The sequence below is a fragment of the bacterium SCSIO 12827 genome (assembly GCA_024397995.1).
Classification (GTDB): domain Bacteria; phylum Pseudomonadota; class Alphaproteobacteria; order Rhodospirillales; family Casp-alpha2; genus UBA1479.
The window spans coordinates 1,542,287-1,560,554 of sequence record CP073746.1; the positions used below are offsets into that span (position 1 = coordinate 1,542,287).

14 protein-coding genes are annotated in these 18,268 nt (G+C 63.2%); 9 read left to right on the forward strand and 5 right to left on the reverse strand.

Annotated features, from left to right (window positions below; translation table 11 throughout):
- The first annotated feature begins 90 nt into the window (after positions 1-90).
- The 3 genes from KFF05_07275 (at position 91) to KFF05_07285 (ending at position 3,076) form a co-directional block, all read left to right on the forward strand.
- Positions 91-963: a cation diffusion facilitator family transporter gene (locus KFF05_07275; protein UTW53617.1), complete on the forward strand. Its 873-nt coding sequence runs from the start codon at positions 91-93 to the stop codon at positions 961-963.
- Positions 960-2,534, forward strand: a complete 1,575-nt coding sequence (locus KFF05_07280; GenBank protein UTW53149.1) for an AAA family ATPase — start codon at positions 960-962, stop codon at positions 2,532-2,534. The genes KFF05_07275 and KFF05_07280 overlap by 4 nt, the downstream gene beginning before the upstream one ends.
- An 83-nt stretch (positions 2,535-2,617) precedes the next feature.
- Positions 2,618-3,076 carry a hypothetical protein gene (locus KFF05_07285; protein UTW53150.1) on the forward strand — a complete coding sequence of 153 codons (459 nt, stop codon included), beginning with the start codon at positions 2,618-2,620 and terminating at the stop codon, positions 3,074-3,076.
- Here the strand turns inward: KFF05_07285 and KFF05_07290 are convergent.
- Complete coding sequence (locus KFF05_07290; protein UTW53618.1) at positions 3,073-3,717, reverse strand: SOS response-associated peptidase; 645 nt, start codon at positions 3,715-3,717, stop codon at positions 3,073-3,075. The two genes, KFF05_07285 and KFF05_07290, sit on opposite strands and share 4 nt — an antisense overlap.
- Here KFF05_07290 and KFF05_07295 point away from each other — a divergent pair.
- The 3 genes from KFF05_07295 (at position 3,716) to KFF05_07305 (ending at position 9,842) form a co-directional block, all read left to right on the forward strand.
- Positions 3,716-4,492: an SDR family oxidoreductase gene (locus KFF05_07295; protein UTW53151.1), complete on the forward strand. Its 777-nt coding sequence runs from the start codon at positions 3,716-3,718 to the stop codon at positions 4,490-4,492. The genes KFF05_07290 and KFF05_07295 overlap by 2 nt on opposite strands.
- A 96-nt stretch (positions 4,493-4,588) precedes the next feature.
- Entirely contained in the window at positions 4,589-5,533 is a 945-nt protein-coding gene (locus KFF05_07300) for a TAXI family TRAP transporter solute-binding subunit (protein UTW53152.1), read from the forward strand.
- A gap of 178 nt (positions 5,534-5,711) precedes the next feature.
- Positions 5,712-9,842 carry a hypothetical protein gene (locus KFF05_07305; protein ID UTW53153.1) on the forward strand — a complete coding sequence of 1,377 codons (4,131 nt, stop codon included), beginning with the start codon at positions 5,712-5,714 and terminating at the stop codon, positions 9,840-9,842.
- Positions 9,843-9,870: 28 nt separating this feature from the next.
- On the opposite strand, the gene cobA is transcribed toward KFF05_07305, so the two are convergent.
- Complete coding sequence (gene cobA / locus KFF05_07310) at positions 9,871-10,671, reverse strand: uroporphyrinogen-III C-methyltransferase (protein UTW53154.1); 801 nt, start codon at positions 10,669-10,671, stop codon at positions 9,871-9,873.
- Positions 10,672-10,839: 168 nt separating this feature from the next.
- On the opposite strand from cobA, the gene KFF05_07315 reads away from it, so the two are divergent.
- The 3 genes from KFF05_07315 (at position 10,840) to KFF05_07325 (ending at position 14,464) form a co-directional block, all read left to right on the forward strand.
- Complete coding sequence (locus KFF05_07315) at positions 10,840-11,898, forward strand: COX15/CtaA family protein (protein UTW53155.1); 1,059 nt, start codon at positions 10,840-10,842, stop codon at positions 11,896-11,898.
- Positions 11,899-12,005: 107 nt separating this feature from the next.
- Positions 12,006-12,935: an exopolyphosphatase gene (locus KFF05_07320; GenBank protein UTW53156.1), complete on the forward strand. Its 930-nt coding sequence runs from the start codon at positions 12,006-12,008 to the stop codon at positions 12,933-12,935.
- A 152-nt stretch (positions 12,936-13,087) separates the two neighbouring features.
- A complete protein-coding gene (locus tag KFF05_07325) occupies positions 13,088-14,464 on the forward strand; it encodes a S41 family peptidase (protein ID UTW53619.1) in 1,377 nt (458 codons plus the stop codon).
- Positions 14,465-14,488: 24 nt separating this feature from the next.
- Here the strand turns inward: KFF05_07325 and cysC are convergent, their stop codons facing one another.
- From cysC to KFF05_07340, 3 genes are all read right to left on the reverse strand, one after another.
- Positions 14,489-16,405, reverse strand: coding sequence for an adenylyl-sulfate kinase (cysC, locus tag KFF05_07330; GenBank protein UTW53157.1), 1,917 nt, complete (start codon positions 16,403-16,405; stop codon positions 14,489-14,491).
- Positions 16,405-17,199, reverse strand: a complete 795-nt coding sequence (locus tag KFF05_07335; protein UTW53158.1) for a sulfate adenylyltransferase subunit 2 — start codon at positions 17,197-17,199, stop codon at positions 16,405-16,407. Before KFF05_07335 ends, cysC begins: the two co-directional genes overlap by 1 nt.
- Before the next feature lie 114 nt (positions 17,200-17,313).
- Positions 17,314-18,072: a phosphoadenylyl-sulfate reductase gene (locus KFF05_07340; protein ID UTW53620.1), complete on the reverse strand. Its 759-nt coding sequence runs from the start codon at positions 18,070-18,072 to the stop codon at positions 17,314-17,316.
- Positions 18,073-18,268 lie beyond the last annotated feature (196 nt).

Here is an 18,268-nt window from a genome sequence, read left to right on the forward strand (position 1 = left end):
ACCGAGCCCCCGATCAGTGAACAGGCAACCGCCACCCAGGCGGCGACCGTGGCGGCGAGTGGCGGCCTCGACAGCCGGGCGGCGAGGCTCATGCGGGCCGCAACCTATGCTTCCGTTGGGGCCGCCCTGGTCCTGATCAGTGTCAAATTCGCTGCCTGGACGCTGACCGAGTCGGTCAGTCTGTTGTCGACTCTGATCGATTCCATGCTCGATGCCTTGGCCTCGATCGTCAACCTGATCGCGGTTCACCATGCATTACAGCCGGCCGACCGCGAACACCGTTTCGGCCACGGCAAGGCCGAGCCGCTTGCGGGCTTGGCCCAGGCCGCTTTCATCTGCGGGTCGGGGGCGTTCCTTTTGCTTCAGGCGGGTGAGCGTCTGATCCACCCCAAGGCCATCACCAATACGGATGTCGGCTATGCGGTGATGGTGTTCTCCATCGTCGTCACGGTCGCCTTGGTGCTGTTCCAGCGTTATGTGGTGCGGCGCTCGGGATCGGTGGCGATCAGCGCCGACAGCCTGCATTACCAGACCGACGTGATGATCAACATCAGCGTCATTGCCTCGCTCTATATCGCATCGGAATTCGGCATCACCATTGCCGACCCCCTGTTCGCCGTGGCCATCGCCGGCTACATCGTCATCGGCGCATTGAAGATCGGCAAGCAGGCGCTCGATATCTTGATGGACAAGGAATTGGCCGATGAGGAACGGGCCCGCATCCGCGAGATCGTGACCCGCCACGCCGATGTGCATGGCATGCACGACCTGCGCACACGGTCGTCGGGCGCCCAGGTATTCATTCAGATGCACGTGGAAATGGCGCCGGACATGACCTTGCTGGAGGCCCATGACGTGACGGACGCGGTGACGGCGGATCTGCTGGCGGTCTATCCCAACGCAGAGATCATCATCCACGAGGATCCGGAAGGCCTGGAGGAGGACCGGGCGGTCTTCCGATGAGTGGGACCGACAACCAAGATCAGCGCGCGGTCATCGATTTTCTTGCCGATCCCAGAGCCTTCGGCCTGCCGCCTGGGGCGGTGGTCGCGCGCCAGGAAACCCATGTGTCCCACATATTCCTGGCTGGCGACCGGGCCTACAAGCTGAAGAAACAGGTCCGCTTTCCCTATCTTGATTTCTCAACCCTGGAAGCGCGCCGCCGCGCTTGCGAAGTCGAGGTGACCATTAACCGGCGTACGGCGCCTGCGATTTACCTGGGCACGGTGGCGGTTACGGATGAAGGGGGCGGGCGTCTGGCGCTCGGTGGTGCGGGCGACCCGGTCGACTGGCTGGTCGAGATGCGGCGGTTTCCCGACGGTGCCCTGTTCACTCATCTGGCCGACGCGGGGGCGCTCAACCGCCGCCTGATGGAAAGCTTGGCCGACAGTGTTCAGGCCTTTCACGGCACGGCCGAGATCGACCATGAACGCGGTGGGGCGGCGGGGATTCGCGCCATCATCGACAACAATGACGCCAGTTTCCGCAGTGCCCGGGGCGGCTTGTTCAATGCAGGCGACATCAATGCCCTGACCGAGGAGTCCCGGCAACTACAGGATCGTCTGGCGGCCCTGCTGGACGCGCGTCGGGACGGTGAGCGGGTGCGTCATTGCCATGGCGACCTGCACCTGGCGAACATCTGTCTGTTCAACGGTCAGCCGACCCTGTTCGACGCCATTGAATTCAACGACGCCTTCGCGCGCATTGACGTTCTCTACGACCTTGCCTTCCTGCTTATGGACTTGGACCTACGGGGGCACCGGCGTTTGGCGTCCTTCGTGCTCAACCGTTACCTCGACCGCGTCCCCCTGGATAGCGGCGATCTCGACGGTCTGGCCCTGATGCCGTTGTTCCTGTCCATGCGTGCCGCTGTGCGTGCCCATGTCGGGGCGTCCCAGGCGGCGGCTTTGGCGGATGCGGCCGAAAGCCGCCGCCGCGCCGGGCGCGCGCGGGAATACTTTTTCCGTGCCCAGGAATACCTGGCCCCACCGCCGCCGGTGCTGATCGCCGTCGGCGGCCTGTCCGGCAGCGGTAAAAGCCGCCTGGCGCGGGAACTGGCGCCCCATCTGGGGGCCGTGCCTGGGGCCCGCGTGGTGCGCACGGACGTGCAGCGCAAGCGCCTTGCGGGCATCGACCTGTTCGATCGTCTGCCGCCGGAAAGCTATACGCCCGAGTCTTCGCGCCGTACCTATGACGCCTGTTTCGATGAGGCCGCCCGGGCGCTTGCCGCCGGCCAGTCCGTGGTGTTCGATGCGGTGTCGCTGAAGCCCCAGGAAAGGGACGGGATCGAGGCCCTGGCCGGGCGGTACAAGGTGCCGTTCCTCGGCCTGTGGGCCGACGCGCCGCTTGCCGTGCGTCTGGAACGGATCGAGGCCCGCGAGCATAACGTCTCCGACGCGGGGGCCGAGGTTGCCCGCCGTCAGGAAGAACTCGATCTGGGCGAGGTGACCTGGACTGTCATCGACAGTTCAGGGACACGCAAGAACACGGTCGCGGGGGCCCTGGCGATGATCCGCGACCGCGGGCTGGCGTGATGGCCTGCCGCGGCTGAAGGGTCGTGGCCACGCATCCGCCATGTTAGATTGCCGGGCCAAAGACAGAAAATCCGGACCTCCCCATGTCCCAGTTTCACCGCCGTATCCTGACCGCCGCGCTGGGCGGGCTTGAAGAAGAACAGGCCGTCTATTTCGCCGATATCGCGGAAAAGCTGGGCGAGGATCCGCGCACGGAACGCATGCCTAATCTGGTCTATCTGGTGCTGGCCGACACGGTGCAATTCATGCCGACCTATTTGGCCAAGAAGGAATTCATCAATCGGCTGCTGCGCTTCGTCGAGCGCAATCACCGACGGCTCGCGCGCATCATCTATGACCCGGCCTTCCTTAGCGATAAGACCCTGCTGACCCCCGTCACGGGCGCTTTCGTGGCCGAAGTCGTGGAGGCAACCCTCATCCATTACGAGGAGGGCGAGATCGATGCGGGCGAACAGATCGTCCACCGCATGGCCTTCGACGAAAGCGGCGGCACGCTCAATTTTCCCTATGTCGATGATGAGGACGAAGACGAAGAGGACTAGAACAATTCGCCCTGCACCCGCTCGGGCATCTGTTCCTCGTACATCAGGTCGCCCGCAAAGGGGTGCAGTACGGAGCGGGCATCGGCGAAAGACGGCGCTTTCAGCCATGTATCCGTCCCCGCGTCATCCAGGATCACCGGCATGCGGTTGTGGATATGTGCGATGGCAGGGGCGGGGGCGCAGGTGACGATGGTAAAGGCCGCGCCATCGGTCAGGCCGGCGAAGGCGGCGGGGCCGGCGGTGGTCACGGCGATGCGATTCTTACGTTTGCTGCCGTCGTTGGCCTTGCGCCATTCCAGATAGGCGGTCATCGGCACTAGACAACGCCGTTCCAAAAGCGGGCGGAAGGTCGGCTTTTCCGCGAGCGTTTCCGTCCGGGCGTTGATCAGCGGCTTTTTGTCCCAGGTGACGGTAAGGCCCCAGCACATCAGGCGCGGCCCGGTTCCGTCGATGATCAGGGCCTGGTCCGTCGGCCGCATGTCGTCCGTGTTGGGCACGGGCGGCGGGGCGTCCAGATGGAACTGATCCATGATCACCTGGGGGCTTGCCGACATTTGGTAACGGGCGCACATGGCGGCAGTATAGGACAGGGCAAACGGGCCCTGGAATAGCCAGCATGTTTGCCGTAACGTCCAGCCCATGACAGGGAGCGGAGACACACAGCCCACGGCGGCAGCCGATCAGCGCGTGCGCACGGTGGTTATCACCGGGGCCAGCCGTGGTATCGGCCATGCGACGGCGCGGTTCTTTCTGGCGCGCGGTTGGCACATCATCACCTGTTCGCGGGAAGACACGCCCGAAGAGTGCAAGCGCGATCCGCAATGGACCTGCCACATCCCGACGGACCTGTCCGACGTGGCCAGCGTCGAAAACTTTATCGAAAAGGCCAACGCGGCCCTGCCTGAAGGGCGGCTGGAAGCGCTGGTCAACAACGCCGGGATGTCGCCTAAGACACCGTTCAAGGAACGGCTCGGCTGCCTGAACGGGGACTTGAATGCCTGGCAGGAAGTCTTCGACCTTAATTTCCTGGCCCCGCTGCGCCTGTCGCGGGGGTTTGCGTCGGCCCTGCACAAGGGCGACGGCGCCATTGTCAACGTGACTTCCATCGCCGGCCATATGATCCACCCCTTCGCGGGCTCGGCCTATTCCATCTCCAAGGCGGCCCTGTCGGCGTTGACGCGGGAAATGGCCAACGAGTTCGCGGCCCTCGGCGTGCGGGTCAACGCAGTGGCGCCGGGCGAGATTGAGACGGAAATGATTCAGCCCGAATACGAGGCCCTGATCCCGCGCATACCGCTCGACAAGATGGGCTCGCCCACGGACGTGGCCGGGGCCATTCATTACCTGTGTTCTGACGATGCGCGCTATGTCACCGGTACCGAGATCTGGGTCACCGGCGGCCAGCATATGGTTTAATCAGCCGGCACGGGCCGTTCACGAAATCGTCGCTTGCACCGAACTGGGGAGGGGGATCACACTCCCTGGTCATCATTCCTTGCAGCGGGGGTCGTCATGCGGGCATTCGGTCGATTGGTTCTGGTGTGTGTCCTGGTTCTTGGGTTTCAGGGGGCGGCCCTGGCAGGCAAGACCAAGGTGTCCCTTGGCACGGCGACCAAGGGTGGCGGGTTCGAGGTGTTCGGTGGCGGTGCCGCCCAAGTCGTTAACGAAACCGACCCGACCTTGGATGTGATGCCCGTCGGCACCAAGGGCAGCCGTGAGAACATTCCCCTGTTGGAAGCGGGAAAACTCGATACCGCCCTGGTCGCCAGCCTGCCGGCCTATGAGGCCTTCAACGGCGTCGGCCGGTCACCCACAAACCTGAAAATCATCACCGCCATCTATTCCACCTTCGGCATGTTCGCCGTGCGCGGCGACAGCCCGGCCGCGTCGTTTCGTGATCTGGTCGGCAAGCCGGTCGCCTGGGGCACCAAGTCGTCGGGGCTGACGCTGCTCGGCAAGTATGTGTCGGAGGCCCTGAGACTGGACCGTGACAAGGATTTTCAGGCACATTTCCTGGCCAAGGCCGGGGATGGGGCGCCCATGCTGCTGGATGGCCGGATCGACGGTTTCTGGGGTGGCGGGGTCGGCTGGCCCGGCTTCGTCAAGGCCATGAAGGGGGGCGGGCGGCTCGTCGGGCTGAGCAATCCCGATGTTGCCTTGGTCAACGCCAAGTATCCGTTCCTCAAGCCCTTCACCCTGCCTGCCGGCTCCTACGAAGGACAGAAGGAGGCCGTGACCTCTGTGGCGTCCTACAGTTTCCTGCTGGCCCGCGCCGACCTGCCCGATGATGTCGCTTACCGCTTGGCCAAGGCCTTGCACCAGGGGCATGGCGTGTTGGCGGGGCGGCTCAAGCAGGCGCGGGAGACGACGCCGGAAAATACGATCCTAGCGGCGCCGACGCCGGGGCATATCCATCCGGGTGTCCGAAAATACCTGGATGAGATCGGCCTGCGATGACCGACGCGTGTTTACGCTTTTGAGACAACTGGTTAGCAGGTTTTCCTGCGGGTTTCTTTAACCCCGTCTTAACCACGATTCCACTATTCTGCAGGCTGACCCAAAGGCGTTTCATCCCCACTGGGCGGGGGTGTATCATGCCTTTTGCGCGTTTTGCCCGTGAAGGAGGGCGCAAACCATGGCGAAGCAGGTATCGCAGCAAGGCAATCCGAAACAGGCTGCGGCCCCGAAACCCGGGGAGGTTTCCGCCGCCGGCAAGGCGGCTCAGGCCCGCGCGGCTTTGCCCGAGGTCGATGACCTGTTGGCGCCGGACGACGTGCCTGTGCCGCTTTATCTGCGATGGAAATTGCATCTGCTGCTGGGCGGCACGTTGACCGTGCTGTGGCTCGCCCTGGTTGTTGATTTCATTGATCAGTCCCTGGGGCTCGGCAATCTGACCGAATTACTGCCTCACGAGGTCGGTGGCTTGGCCGCTGGCGCTTTCACGCCGGTCGCCTTCCTGTGGATGCTGATCGCCTTTTTCGAACGTGGCCGCCAACTGCGTCAGGAAACGGCCATCCTGCGCAGCCATTTGAAGCAACTGATTTATCCGTCGGACCGGGCGGACAGCCGGATGCAGGAAATCACGGCGTCCCTGCGCAATCAGACCAAGGAATTGCTGTCTGCCTCGGAAGAGGCCGCGCGCCGCGGTCAGGCTCTGGGCGACCTGATCCGCGACCGGACCCGCGACCTCGCCCAAGTGTCAGAGGACGCGGACCTGCGCGCCCATGCCGTGGCCGATGCCTTGAAGCGGCAGACGGCGGACCTGAGCTCGGCCTCGGAACGGGCTGCCGAGCGGGCCCGCGATGCCGGCGAAACCTTGTTCGAACAGGCCCATGGTCTGACCGTCACGACAGACCGTGCCTCGGCCCGCGCCGAGGACATGATCCAGACCCTGAAGCGCAGGGCCGAAGAACTGGGCGGCGCCGCCCAGGAAGCGTCGGACCGCACCCTGAAGGCGGCCGAGGCATTCGATCGTCGCACGGAGCGTCTGGACACGGTCTCGCGCGAGGCCCTGGCCCGTGGCGTTCAGGCCGACAGCCTGCTGGAGCGCCGCATCGGCGAGATCGTGGATGTCACCGGCAAGGCCAACGCAGCGGTCACCGACGCGGCAGGAACGCTCGACCATAGCGCCCAGGATCTGTCGCAGCGCGCGGAGCGGGCCAAGGATGCAGCGGCGGAGCTGGAATTGGGGCTGGGCCGTCAGGCCGATGTGCTCGATGCCTTGGGCGGGCGTGTTTCGGACCGTATTTCAGTGATTTCATCGGCGCTGCGCGACAATGCGGATGCGCTGGCAACCGTCACCGAACAGGCCGTGGTCCAGGCGACCGACGCCGGTATGCGACTGAGCCGCCAGGCCACCGCCATTACCGAAACCGTCGACCGCGCGGTCAGCCGCCTGACCCAATCGGGTGACGGACTGTCGGCGCAGGTCGACAATCTGCACGGTCAGGCCCAGCGCGTCGCCGAACAGGCCGATACCGCCGCGGGCAACCTGCAACGGGCGACCAGCGAACTTGGGGAAAATGCCGAACGCACGATCACGCGCGCGGAACAGGCTGGCGGCGAACTGCGCGGCCGGTCCGAAGACCTGCGCGGCGTCGCCGATCAGGCGGTCGAGCGGCTGACGGAATTCGGCCGCGAAATGGCACAACGCCGCAACGAGCTGGCCCAGGCAGCTGATGCCGCCGCCAACCGCCTGGCCGCCGTTGGCGCCGACCTGATGCGCCGCCAGGGCGATCTTTCTGCCGCCGCCGACACGGCGGACGGCCGGGTCACGGGCCTGATCGAGGGCCTGCGCGAAACCGAAACCAGCCTTGCCCGGACCGTCGACAAGGGGTCCGCCGACGTCGCGTCCGTCACGCGGGCCATGCTGCACAGCGCGGACAGGGTTCAGGCCTCGACCCAGCGCGCCGAAACCACCGCCCAGGCCTTGCAGGAAACCCTGTTGGGTCTGACGGACGCCAGCACCCAGGCCGTCGAACGGTTGGGCCAATTGGGCGGCCAGATGAACAGCCAGTCGACATTGATCGGCGATGCGTCGGGCCAAGCCATCACGAACCTGGAAAAGGTGTCGGCCCTGCTGCGCTTCCATTCCGATCGCCTGCGCGAAATTTCCCAGCGCGCGGTCGAACAGGTCGGTAACGCCGGGGGGGCCGTCGAAGGGGCTGGCGACCAGGTCAATGCGGCGGTCAACGAGACGGCGAGCCAGCTGCACGAATTGGATGCGACCATGCGCGGGCGTCTGGAACAGATCGTCGCCGCGTCGACCCAGACCACTGCCGCGATCGGTGCGACCCTGGACGCGGTCAAGCGGGGCACCACGGGCTTGCAGGTATCCGGGGCCGAGGCCGTGGGCGAAATGACCAAGGCCGGTGCCGCGCTGAACGGCCAGTCGCGGGCGATCCGTGAAGTGGCGGATCATGCGGCGAACCTGTTGTCCATGGTCACGGAAATCCTGTTCCGTCAGGGCGAGGCCGTGTCGGAAACGTCGGACGCCGCAAACCGCAAGATGAATGCCCTGCGTGACGCGATGGAGCTGCGCACGGTGGAACTGGAGCGGGTCAGCACCCTGACGGATGAGCGCATCGCCAGCGCCCGGCGCTTCTTGAAGGATGCGGCGGGTGAATTGGACGAGGCGACGGCGCGGGCATCTGGCCGGGTGGCGGAAGCATCCGACTCCCTTACGGCTGGCAGCGTCAAGGTCGAGGAAGTGGTCGACCATGCGGTGTCGCGCTTGGGCACCATCGGCGATGTCGTTAAGGAAGTGGTACAGGAAGCGGTCACCGATTCAGACCGTACGACGGCGCGTCTGGCCGGCATCCGCAATGGGTTGACGCAATACAGGGGCGAGTTGGAACAGGCGGTGACGGACGCCCGCGAACGCCTGACCAGTCTGTCGACTGTCATGCGCACCTCGGCCGCCGATGTGACCAAGGCGTCGGAAACTGCCGGCACGGATCTGCATGGGTTCTCGGAACGCCTGCAGGAACAGGCGGTCAACGTCACGCGCATGGCCAACGACGCGGCGGCGCGCTTGATGCGTGTGGGCGAAGGGCTGCAAAGCCGCGCCAACGAGGTTGCCCAAACCGTCGACAAGTCATCCAACATGGTGACCCTGATTTCTGATTCCCTGCATTCGTCGTCGCAGCAACTGACCGGCGTTGTCGAGCGGGCCTCGGGCCAGGTCGAAGCCATCGGCACCATGCTGCGTCAGCGCACCGTGGAATTGGAAGGCATGTCGGACAGCACCCTGGCGGGGCTGAAGGACCTGGGCCGGGAGTTCCGTGCGCGCCTGGACGAATTGGAAAACGTGTCGCGTGACCTGACATCGCGGGTCGATGAGGCATCCCATTCCCTCGATACCCGGGCCGAACAGCTTGACCGCGTGTCGGAACGCGCCGTTCAGCGCTTGGATCAGGCCGGTGAGGCGGTGGCCCGCACCTCGACCGAGGCTGACGGCTTGTGGCGCGAAAGCAGCGAGAAAATTAACCGCCTGTCGGAAGTCCTACGTGCCCATACGGACGAAGCCGGCGGCCTTGCCGATAAGGTTCTGACCAAGATGGATGGCGCTGCCGAAACGCTGCGCCGCCAGATGGACCACCTGTCATCCAACTACCGACTGGCGGAGCAGAGTATTACCGCCCTGGGTCAGTCGATCAGCGAGCGGGGACGTCAGCTTGGCAAGGCGTCGGACGAAGCCATTTCCAAGGTCGGGCTGTGGGATTCGGCACTGCGCAATCAGGCGGAGAACATCAACCGTTCGCTCGGCGACTTCAGCCGCCGTGCCCAGGAAACCAGCACCAATCTGGAAGCCCAGTCGCGCCAACTGCAATTTGCCAGCGATGATGCGCGCTCGATCCTGGATGCCCTCACCAAGCGCAAGGAAGACGTTCAGGTATCTGACTTCCTGCAGCAGATGGGTTTTGTCACGGAACGTCTGCAATCCGTCGCGGTCGATCTTAACCGATCACTGGAAGTGCCGATCAGCGAAGACGAATGGCGTCGCTTCAACCAAGGCGAAAAAGGCGTCTTCGTGCGCAAGATGCTGGGCTTCCGGGAAAAGACGAAGCTTGATGCCATCGCCAAGCTGTATCGCGAGAACCCGGAATTCCGGGATTATGCCGGCCGCTACCTCAGCGAGTTCGAGCGGGTGCTGCGCGAGGCCGCAAAACGCGATCCGGACAACATCCTGCGCACGACCTTCCTGTCGTCCGATGTCGGCAAGGTTTATATGATCCTGGCCCGCGCTCTCGGCAGAAACATCTGATTTTGAAAGAGGCCGGGGGGTGGGGAACTTAGTCCCCGCCGTCCGCTTCGCCGTCTTCGATGCGCCCTGGATTGAACCATTCCAGGTCCTGGGCCAGGCCGGCAACCTTGCCGATCACCAGCAGTGTGGCGCCTACAAGCTGCGCATGTTCAACCGCGTCGGCAAGGTCCTTGAGCACCGCATGCACCGTGCGTTGTTGCGGGCGCGTGCCCTGGTTGATGGCCGCAGCGGGGGTGTCCGGTGCCAGACCATGGCTGATCAGTTGTTCGCAGATCACCGCCAGATTGGTCAGGCCCATGTAGACGACCAAGGTGGTTTCCGGATCAGCAAGTCCGTCCCAATCCAGTTCCAGCGATCCCTCGGTGGCCAGATGGCCGGTAATGAAACGCACGCTATGGGCAAGGCCCCGGTGGGTCAGGGGAATTCCCGCATAGGCGGCGCAGCCGGCGGACGAGGTAATGCCCGGCACGATTTCGAACGGGATGTTCTCCCGCGTGAGATGCAGCGCTTCCTCGCCGCCGCGCCCGAACACGAAGGGGTCGCCGCCCTTGAGCCGCACGACCCGGCGGCCGGACCGCGCGAGTTTGACCAGAAGGACATTGATGTCGTCTTGCGGCATGTGGTGATTGCGGGCCTGCTTGCCGGCGAAGATGCGGCTGGCGCCGGCGGGAATCAGATCGAGAATCTCGTCCGACACCAACTTGTCATAGACCACCACATCGGCTCCCATGATGCGCCGCAGGCCCTTGACCGTCAGCAGGTCCGGGTCGCCCGGACCGGCGCCGACAATGGCGACAGGTGTAACGGCGGGGGGAGATTTTCTGTTCATGCGGTTGGCTTCGTCGGGCGATTGCGATATGACGCGAGGGCGTGCGGGCCTGTGCGGCGGCGTCTGCGCCACACCATTGTGCAAAACCCCCGCTGAATCAATGGCACCGGATATCTTTTCGGTGTCCTCCCGCTGTAAGAATGTAACCGGAAACGTGGACAGCCACCCATGAACACCGCCACGGATACCCGCGAAGCGAACCATTCCCGGCCCGGCGCCTTCGATCCCGTCGCCACTTGGTTGCTGGTGATCTGCGCCATGGTCTTCGCCATGATTATTCTCGGCGGGGTGACGCGCCTGACCCAATCGGGCCTGTCCATGGTTGACTGGCATCCGGTTACGGGTTGGCTGCCGCCCCTGACCGAAGCCGCCTGGCAGGCGGCCTTCGATGCCTACCGGCAAAGCCCGGAATACCGGCATGTCAACGCGGGTATGAGCCTCAGCGGGTTTCAGGAAATCTTCTGGCTGGAATACTTGCACCGCTTGTTCGGGCGCATCATCGGGGTTGTGTTTTTCATTCCCTTCGCCTGGTTTCTGGCGAAAGGGCGCCTGAACGGCCCGATCCGGAAAAAATGCGTGATCCTGTTCGTGCTTGGCGGGCTGCAGGGGGTGTTGGGCTGGTACATGGTGAAAAGCGGGCTGGTCGACGAGCCGTCGGTCAGCCAATACCGTCTGGCCGCCCACCTGTCCCTGGCGCTGGCGATTTACCTGTTTGCACTGTGGACCGCGCTGGACATCATCCAGCCGCGTTATGCGGTGGTGCCCCGGGATCGGGCGCGATTTGTCGCCTGGGCCACGGGAGTGCTGGGCTTCATCTTCCTGACCGTGTTTTCCGGCGCCCTGGTCGCCGGGCTGGACGCGGGGCTGATGTACAACACCTTCCCCCTGATGGAAGGCCGCCTGTTGCCGGCCGACGCCTTTCAACTGCGTCCGGTTTATCTGAATTTCTTCGAGGATCGGGCGACGGTGCAGTTCGATCACCGGGTTCTGGCCGTTTCGACGGTCTGCCTTGTCGTGGCATTCTGGGCCGGCGTGCATCGGGCCGACGCTCCCCAAGGGGTCAAGCGGGGGGCCGGGTTCATGGCCCTGGCGGTCCTTGCCCAGGCAGGCATCGGCATCGCCACCCTGCTGATGGCGGTGCCGGTTGCCCTGGGCGCCCTGCATCAGGCCGGGGCCGTGGTGCTGTTGACCTCGGCATTGTGGTGCCTTCATCAGGCCCGGCGTTGATAGATTTGGGTTCCCTAACGCCACGAATCCCGGCAAACTGCGCCCAGATATCAGCCCACATCAAAACGGGATCAAAAATCGGCCCAGAGACGGGGGAAGACTAGGTTATGACTGACAAATTTCGCCTGATTACCCGAAGCGACTTCGATGGATTGGTCTGCGCCGTCCTTCTGAAGGAACTTGATATGATTGACGATATCAAGTTCGTCCATCCGAAGGATATGCAAGACGGCACCATCCTGGTGTCGGAGCGCGACATCTCCACGAACCTGCCCTACGTTCCCGGGATTCATCTGGCGTTCGACCATCACCTCAGTGAAACCCTGCGCATGGAGGACAAGCCGGAAAACCACATCATTGATCCGGATGCCCCCTCTGCTGCCCGTGTCGTCTATGATTATTACGGCGGTAAGGCCGGATTCCCCAACGTGGCCGACGATATGATGGCGGCCGTCGATAAGGGCGACGCCGCGCAGTTCAACAAGGACGAGGTACTCAATCCCCAGGGCTGGGACCTCATGAACTTCCTGATGGACGCACGCACGGGGTTGGGCCGCTTCCGTGAGTTTCGGGTTTCCAACTATCAGTTGATGATGGACCTGATTGATTATTGTCGGGGCCATTCCATTGAACAGATCCTGGACCTGGCCGACGTCAAGGAACGGGTGGAGCTTTATAACGAGCACCGGGAAAAGCAGATCGATCAGATCAAGCGGTGTTCCACGGTACACGGCAATCTGGTGGTGCTTGACCTGCGGGAAGAAGAAACCATCTTCGCCGGCAACCGGTTCATGATCTATGCGCTGTATCCGGACACCAATATCTCGATCCACGTCATGTGGGGCATGCAAAAGATGAACACCGTGTTCGCGACCGGCAAATCGATCCTCAACCGCACGTCGAATACGAACGTCGGTGAACTGATGCTCAAATATGGCGGCGGGGGGCACCTGAACGCGGGGACCTGCCAGGTGGAAAATGAAGATGCCGAACGGATTCTGGGGGAATTGATCGAACAGATTACCGCGGACGGATAATGGATCGGCCGGGCGAAACCAAACCGCAGGACCCAAGACCGAAGAGAGCGCTCCGCGCGTCCCTGGCATGGACGGGGGCGGCGGTTCTTGGTTTTGGGGTGGCGGTAGGGATCGCCGGATGCACCGCCCAGCAGTCCAGCGTCGCCCGCGTGATGGAGGCGCTTGGCGTCGACCGTCTGGCCCTCAGCGATGAAACCCGCCAGCAGCTTGACCGGTTCAACGCGGTTTATGACCGCTATGTCAGCACCCGCGATGCCGAGGAACGCCTGGATTACTTTCGCTTCGCCTTTCGCCGCGTGCGGGCGTCCTATGTGCGCGATCTCAATGACGCCGAACTGATCGACGCCGCCATCAAGGGCGTGGAGAAGGACAAGCCGGAACCGGCCAGCTTGGCGCCTCGCGATCTGGTCGAGAAGGCGCTGGACGGCATGCTGCAGTCCCTTGATCCCCATTCCGACTACATGAACGCCCGCGAGTTCGAGGAAACCTACATCACGACGCGCGGTGAATTCGGTGGCCTGGGCATCGAGGTGACGATGGAGGAGGGGCTGGTCAAGATCGTCTCTCCCATCGAGGATACTCCGGCCGAACGCGCAGGCCTTCAATCGGGCGACCGTATCACCGCTGTCGATGGTGACCCGGTCCTGGGCAAGAGCCTGAGCGAGGCCGTGGCCAAGATGCGCGGCGATCCGGGGACCGAGATCGTTCTGCGCATCCGCCGGGGCAGCCAGCCCGAATTCGACGTTACCGTGGTACGCGCGGTGATCAAGGTACGTGCCGTCCGGTGGCGGGTCGACGGCGACATCGGTTATGTCCGGGTCACCCGGTTCTCGGAAAAGGTCGAAAGCGGCATCGCCAAGGCCATGGCGGAATTGCGCACCCAGCCCGATACCCAGATTCGGGGCGTGGTTCTGGACCTGCGCTCGAACCCGGGTGGTCTGCTGGATCAATCGTTGATCCTTGCCGACAGCTTTCTGGATAAGGGCGGGATCGTTTCCGTGCGCGGCCGCACGGACGAAAATCAGCGCAATTACGATGCCCGGCCCGGCGATCTTGCCCGCAACCTGCCGATCGTGGTGCTGATCAACGGCGGTTCAGCCTCGGCGTCGGAAATCGTCGCCAGCGCCCTGCAATACCACGGTCGGGCAACGGTTATGGGCACGCGGTCCTTCGGCAAGGGGTCGGTGCAGACCATCATGCCGCTGCCGGTGGAAGGGGCGCTTCGTCTGACCACGGCGCTCTACTATTCGCCGTCCGGCCATACCATTCAGGCCGAGGGCGTGCATCCAGACATCGTCATCCAGCCGGAAGCCCAGGACCCGTCACAACGGGAGAAGGATTTGCCGGGGGCACTTCCCGGCGAGGACCAGGATGCCGCTGACGGCAAGCCGCGCATTCCGGAAAAAAGCTGCCCCGAAGAAGGCGAGCGCAAGGACCGGGTGTTGGGGTGTGCTTATTCGTTCCTCAAGGCCGGATCGACTGAGGGCTTCCTTGCGGAAATGGCCGCGCGCGGCAAGCGCGCCAGCTAGTGCCCGCTGCCGGCGGATGCACCGTCAGCAACCATCCACCTTATCAAAGGTCGCAAGCGCGTAGTCGACCAGGCGTTCGACGCAGGCGTCGACCTCCAAATTGGCTGTGTCGATGACCAGTTCGGGGGCATGCGGCGCTTCGTAGGGGGCGGATATCCCGGTGAACTCGGGAATTTCCCCGGTCCGGGCTTTCTTGTAGAGGCCCTTGGGATCGCGCCGTTCGCAGACGTCCAGATCCGCCGCCACATGGATTTCGTGGAACAGGTCGCCGGCGCGGGCACGCACGCCGTCACGGTCCGCCCGGTAGGGGGAAATGAAGGCGGTGACGACAATGAAACCGGCACGGGCGAGAATTTGCGCCAGTTCACCGACGCGCCGAATGTTTTCCTGACGGTCATCGGGGGAAAAACCCAAGTCGGCGCAAAGTCCGTGACGGACGTTGTCACCATCCAGCACGAAGACTTGCTTGCCGCGCCGGAACAGGGCCTCCTCCAGCCGCAGCGCCAGGGTCGATTTCCCCGAACCAGACAAACCGGTGAACCAAAGGATGCCGCTTTTATGGCCGTTCGCGGCCCAGCGCTCGGGCATGTCGATGCGGTGTTCGACCCGCTGGATGTTTGCTGACTTGGGGGATTGCTGACGATCTTCGGTGGCAAATCCTTCAAGGTCGATCAGGCCGCAGCCGACGATGCGGTGGTCGGCGACCAAGACGAACCGCCCGGTCTGCGGTGCCTCGCCGTATGCGTCTGCCGCCATATGTCCGCGCGAACGGAACACCACGTCGGCGATCTGATTGCGGCTGACCTGCGCCGACGCGGATGTCGACATGTCCCCGGCGTCGAGAACGTGTTCGATCGTCTCGGCGATGCACAGGTATTCGCCCGCGTTCAACTTCATCTTGTAGCGTTTGCCGGGGGTCAGGGGCTCGGCGCCGAACCACACGATGCGGCCGCGCAGGGCATTGATCAGGTGGGGTGGGGTTGCCTTATGGGCGCCGACGGCACCGCGTTCGATGAACGACTGCTGGTCCAGGGTGATGCCGATTGACTGTCCCGTTCCGGCCCGGGTGGGACGGTCCGACGGGTTTTTCGGCGTTGGCCAGATCTCGATGCTCTTGACCCGCCCGCTGCGATTGCCGGGCGAGAATTGAATTTCGTCACCCACGGCCAGGCTGCCGGACAGAATGCGCCCGGCGAGGATGCGGCGTTCATCGAACTTGTACACCCCTTGTACGATGAAACGGAGTGGTGCCGCCGCAGCGTCGGCGGCAGCGGTGCCGGGAACCAAGGCGTTCAGATGCCTGATCAGAGCCGGGCCTGAATACCAAGGCATGGCGGCGCCCTGCGTCAGGATGTTTTCACCGTCGCGGGCGGCCACGGGGATGGCCTTGACGCGCTCAGCATCGAACCCAAGGGAGGCGAGATGGGCCGTCACCTGGCCTGCCAGATCATCAAACCGGACCTGATCGTATCCGACCAGATCCATCTTGGTCACGGCGACGATGACATCGCGGATGCCCAGGAGCCCCAGCAGGAAGGCATGGCGTTGGGTTTCCGCCTGCAAGCCGTCCTTGGCGTCGACCAGCAGCACGGCGGCATCTGCCTGGGCGGCGCCGGTGACCATGTTCTTGATGAATTCGTGATGCCCCGGGGCGTCGATAAAGACGAAGCGGCGGGCATTCGTTTCGGCCTGAACCTGGGTTGAATCGATGGTGATGCCCTGATCCCGCTCGGCGCGCAACGCGTCCAGCAGGAATGCCCATTCGAACACCACGCCACGCCGCTTGCAGCTTTCGGCGACGGCTTCCATCTTGCCTTCGGGAAGGGCGCCCAGGTCGGTCAGCAGGCGGCCCAGCAGGGTCGATTTGCCATGGTCGACGTGGCCTGCGAATACGACTTTGACCATGGGCTTGCGGTTGGCGGATGCGGGAGCGGCAGCCATCACATGTAGCCTTCCGTGCGCAGACGTTCGAAAGAATCCTCGGCCTCGTGATCCATGGCGCGGCCTGAGCGTTCGGCGACGTGGGTCTGTTCCAACTCGGTGATGATGGCTTCGATGGTCGCGGCTTGGCTGGCCACGGGATGGGTGATGTCCTGGTCGCCGAGCGATCGGTATCGCTGGCCGTTGCGGGCGAAGTAGAGGTCGACCACGGGGATTCCCTCGCGCGCGATGTAGCGCCAGATATCGAGTTCCGACCAATGAAGGATGGGATGGACGCGCACATGGGTTCCGGGCGGAAAGTCCGTGTTGTACTGGCCCCACAGTTCGGGCGGTTGGTCACGCACATCCCAGGCCGCATCGACGCTGCGCGGGCTGAACACCCGTTCCTTGGCGCGCGTGCCTTCTTCGTCGCGGCGGATTCCGGCGCAGATGCCGTCAAACCCCTCGCGCTCAATCAGCTCCTTCAGGCCCCGGGTCTTGCGTTGGGCGCGTCGCGTCGCTGGCGGAAGATCCTGATCCATGTCTTCTAGCGGCGGGCAGCCGCCGACGATCAGCTTGACCCCCCATTCGACGGCATAGCGGTCACGGAAGGCGTACATTTCAGGAAACTTGTTGCCGGTATCGACATGCACCAGCGGAAACGGGACATGGCCGAAGAACGCCTTTTTGGCGAGCCAGACCATGACGTTTGAATCCTTTCCGAGCGACCACAACATCCCGAGCCGCGAAAAAGCCTGATAGGCCTCGCGTAGGATGAAGATGCTTTCGCTTTCCAGTTGGTCGAGATCGTCCATTGTCGTGTGTCTTTTCGGTCGTGAACCGCAATTAGCCAAATCGTACGATGTTGCGGGCATGCAGCGTAAATTTGAAAGGTTAAGAACGCCGAAATTTCCCGGTTCAAGTCAAAACTAGGATGGGTTCTGGGTGGGTTTGGTGGTGTGAATTCCGCATTCAATCTTGTCGCTGCCAGGCCAGCGTCCCGCGCGCGAATAGCCGCCATTTCCGGACGGTACCGTGCAGGGAAAGCAACCGATTGACGAGAAGCCGTGTTCGACCAGGGGGTGCGGGGGCAAGCTTGCCTCGGTAAATGCGTGGGCGATGGCGGCTTCGCTCCATTCGGCGAGGGGGTTGATCTTCAGGTAACGGCCATCGACCTCGATGCGGGGCAACGCCCCGCGATCCCCGCCGTGAAAGCGTTTGCGTCCGGAAATCCATACGTCGAACCCGGCTAACGCGTTTTCCAGCGGAATTTCCTTGCGCAGACGGCAGCAGCGGTCGGGATCGTGCTTATGCAGGTCGCCTAGTGGATCTTCGCGTGCGAGATCGTCGGGGGCCGGAGCAACCGTGCGGACATCCGTCAGGCCCAGGTGGCGGACAAGGCTGTCGCGGTAGGTGAGGGTCTGTGCGAACAGATACCCCGTGTCCAGAAACACCACCGGCGTCGCGGGGTCGATTCCGGCGATCAAATCGAGAAGGACCGCCGACTCGGCGCCGAATGATGTGGTGACCACGACGCGGCCGGGAAACGCGTCCAGGATCACTTGGCGCAGTAACTGCTCCGTCGTCAGGGGGGATAACAGCCGGTCCAACGCATTGATGTTCACCGCCGGCGGCAGGGGCGGTGGGGGCGCGACCAGTTCAGAAGAAACGGGCGTGGAAGTCGACATGAGAGTGAAGCCTTGCTGTCGTGGAGGAATGGAGTTTGTATCGAAATAAACTGTTAAATCAATAAATAATTCATGATTTTTTGTAAAATAAACTTGTATCACATAATAAATTTGTAATTTTGTGTTTATCAATGATGGTTTCCCTGGACCCACCTAATCCCCGAGGTTGGATCGTCATCTGATTTGCGTGACGAGT

Coding starts and splice junctions, on each gene's coding strand:
- KFF05_07275 (UTW53617.1), top strand. CDS start 91: ATGCGGGCCGCAACCTATGCTTCCGTTGGGGCCGCCCTGGTCCTGATC.
- KFF05_07280 (UTW53149.1), top strand. CDS start 960: ATGAGTGGGACCGACAACCAAGATCAGCGCGCGGTCATCGATTTTCTT.
- KFF05_07285 (UTW53150.1), top strand. CDS start 2,618: ATGTCCCAGTTTCACCGCCGTATCCTGACCGCCGCGCTGGGCGGGCTT.
- KFF05_07295 (UTW53151.1), top strand. CDS start 3,716: ATGACAGGGAGCGGAGACACACAGCCCACGGCGGCAGCCGATCAGCGC.
- KFF05_07290 (UTW53618.1), bottom strand. CDS start 3,717: ATGGGCTGGACGTTACGGCAAACATGCTGGCTATTCCAGGGCCCGTTT.
- KFF05_07300 (UTW53152.1), top strand. CDS start 4,589: ATGCGGGCATTCGGTCGATTGGTTCTGGTGTGTGTCCTGGTTCTTGGG.
- KFF05_07305 (UTW53153.1), top strand. CDS start 5,712: ATGGCGAAGCAGGTATCGCAGCAAGGCAATCCGAAACAGGCTGCGGCC.
- cobA (UTW53154.1), bottom strand. CDS start 10,671: ATGAACAGAAAATCTCCCCCCGCCGTTACACCTGTCGCCATTGTCGGC.
- KFF05_07315 (UTW53155.1), top strand. CDS start 10,840: ATGAACACCGCCACGGATACCCGCGAAGCGAACCATTCCCGGCCCGGC.
- KFF05_07320 (UTW53156.1), top strand. CDS start 12,006: ATGACTGACAAATTTCGCCTGATTACCCGAAGCGACTTCGATGGATTG.
- KFF05_07325 (UTW53619.1), top strand. CDS start 13,088: ATGGAGGCGCTTGGCGTCGACCGTCTGGCCCTCAGCGATGAAACCCGC.
- cysC (UTW53157.1), bottom strand. CDS start 16,405: ATGGCTGCCGCTCCCGCATCCGCCAACCGCAAGCCCATGGTCAAAGTC.
- KFF05_07335 (UTW53158.1), bottom strand. CDS start 17,199: ATGGACGATCTCGACCAACTGGAAAGCGAAAGCATCTTCATCCTACGC.
- KFF05_07340 (UTW53620.1), bottom strand. CDS start 18,072: ATGTCGACTTCCACGCCCGTTTCTTCTGAACTGGTCGCGCCCCCACCG.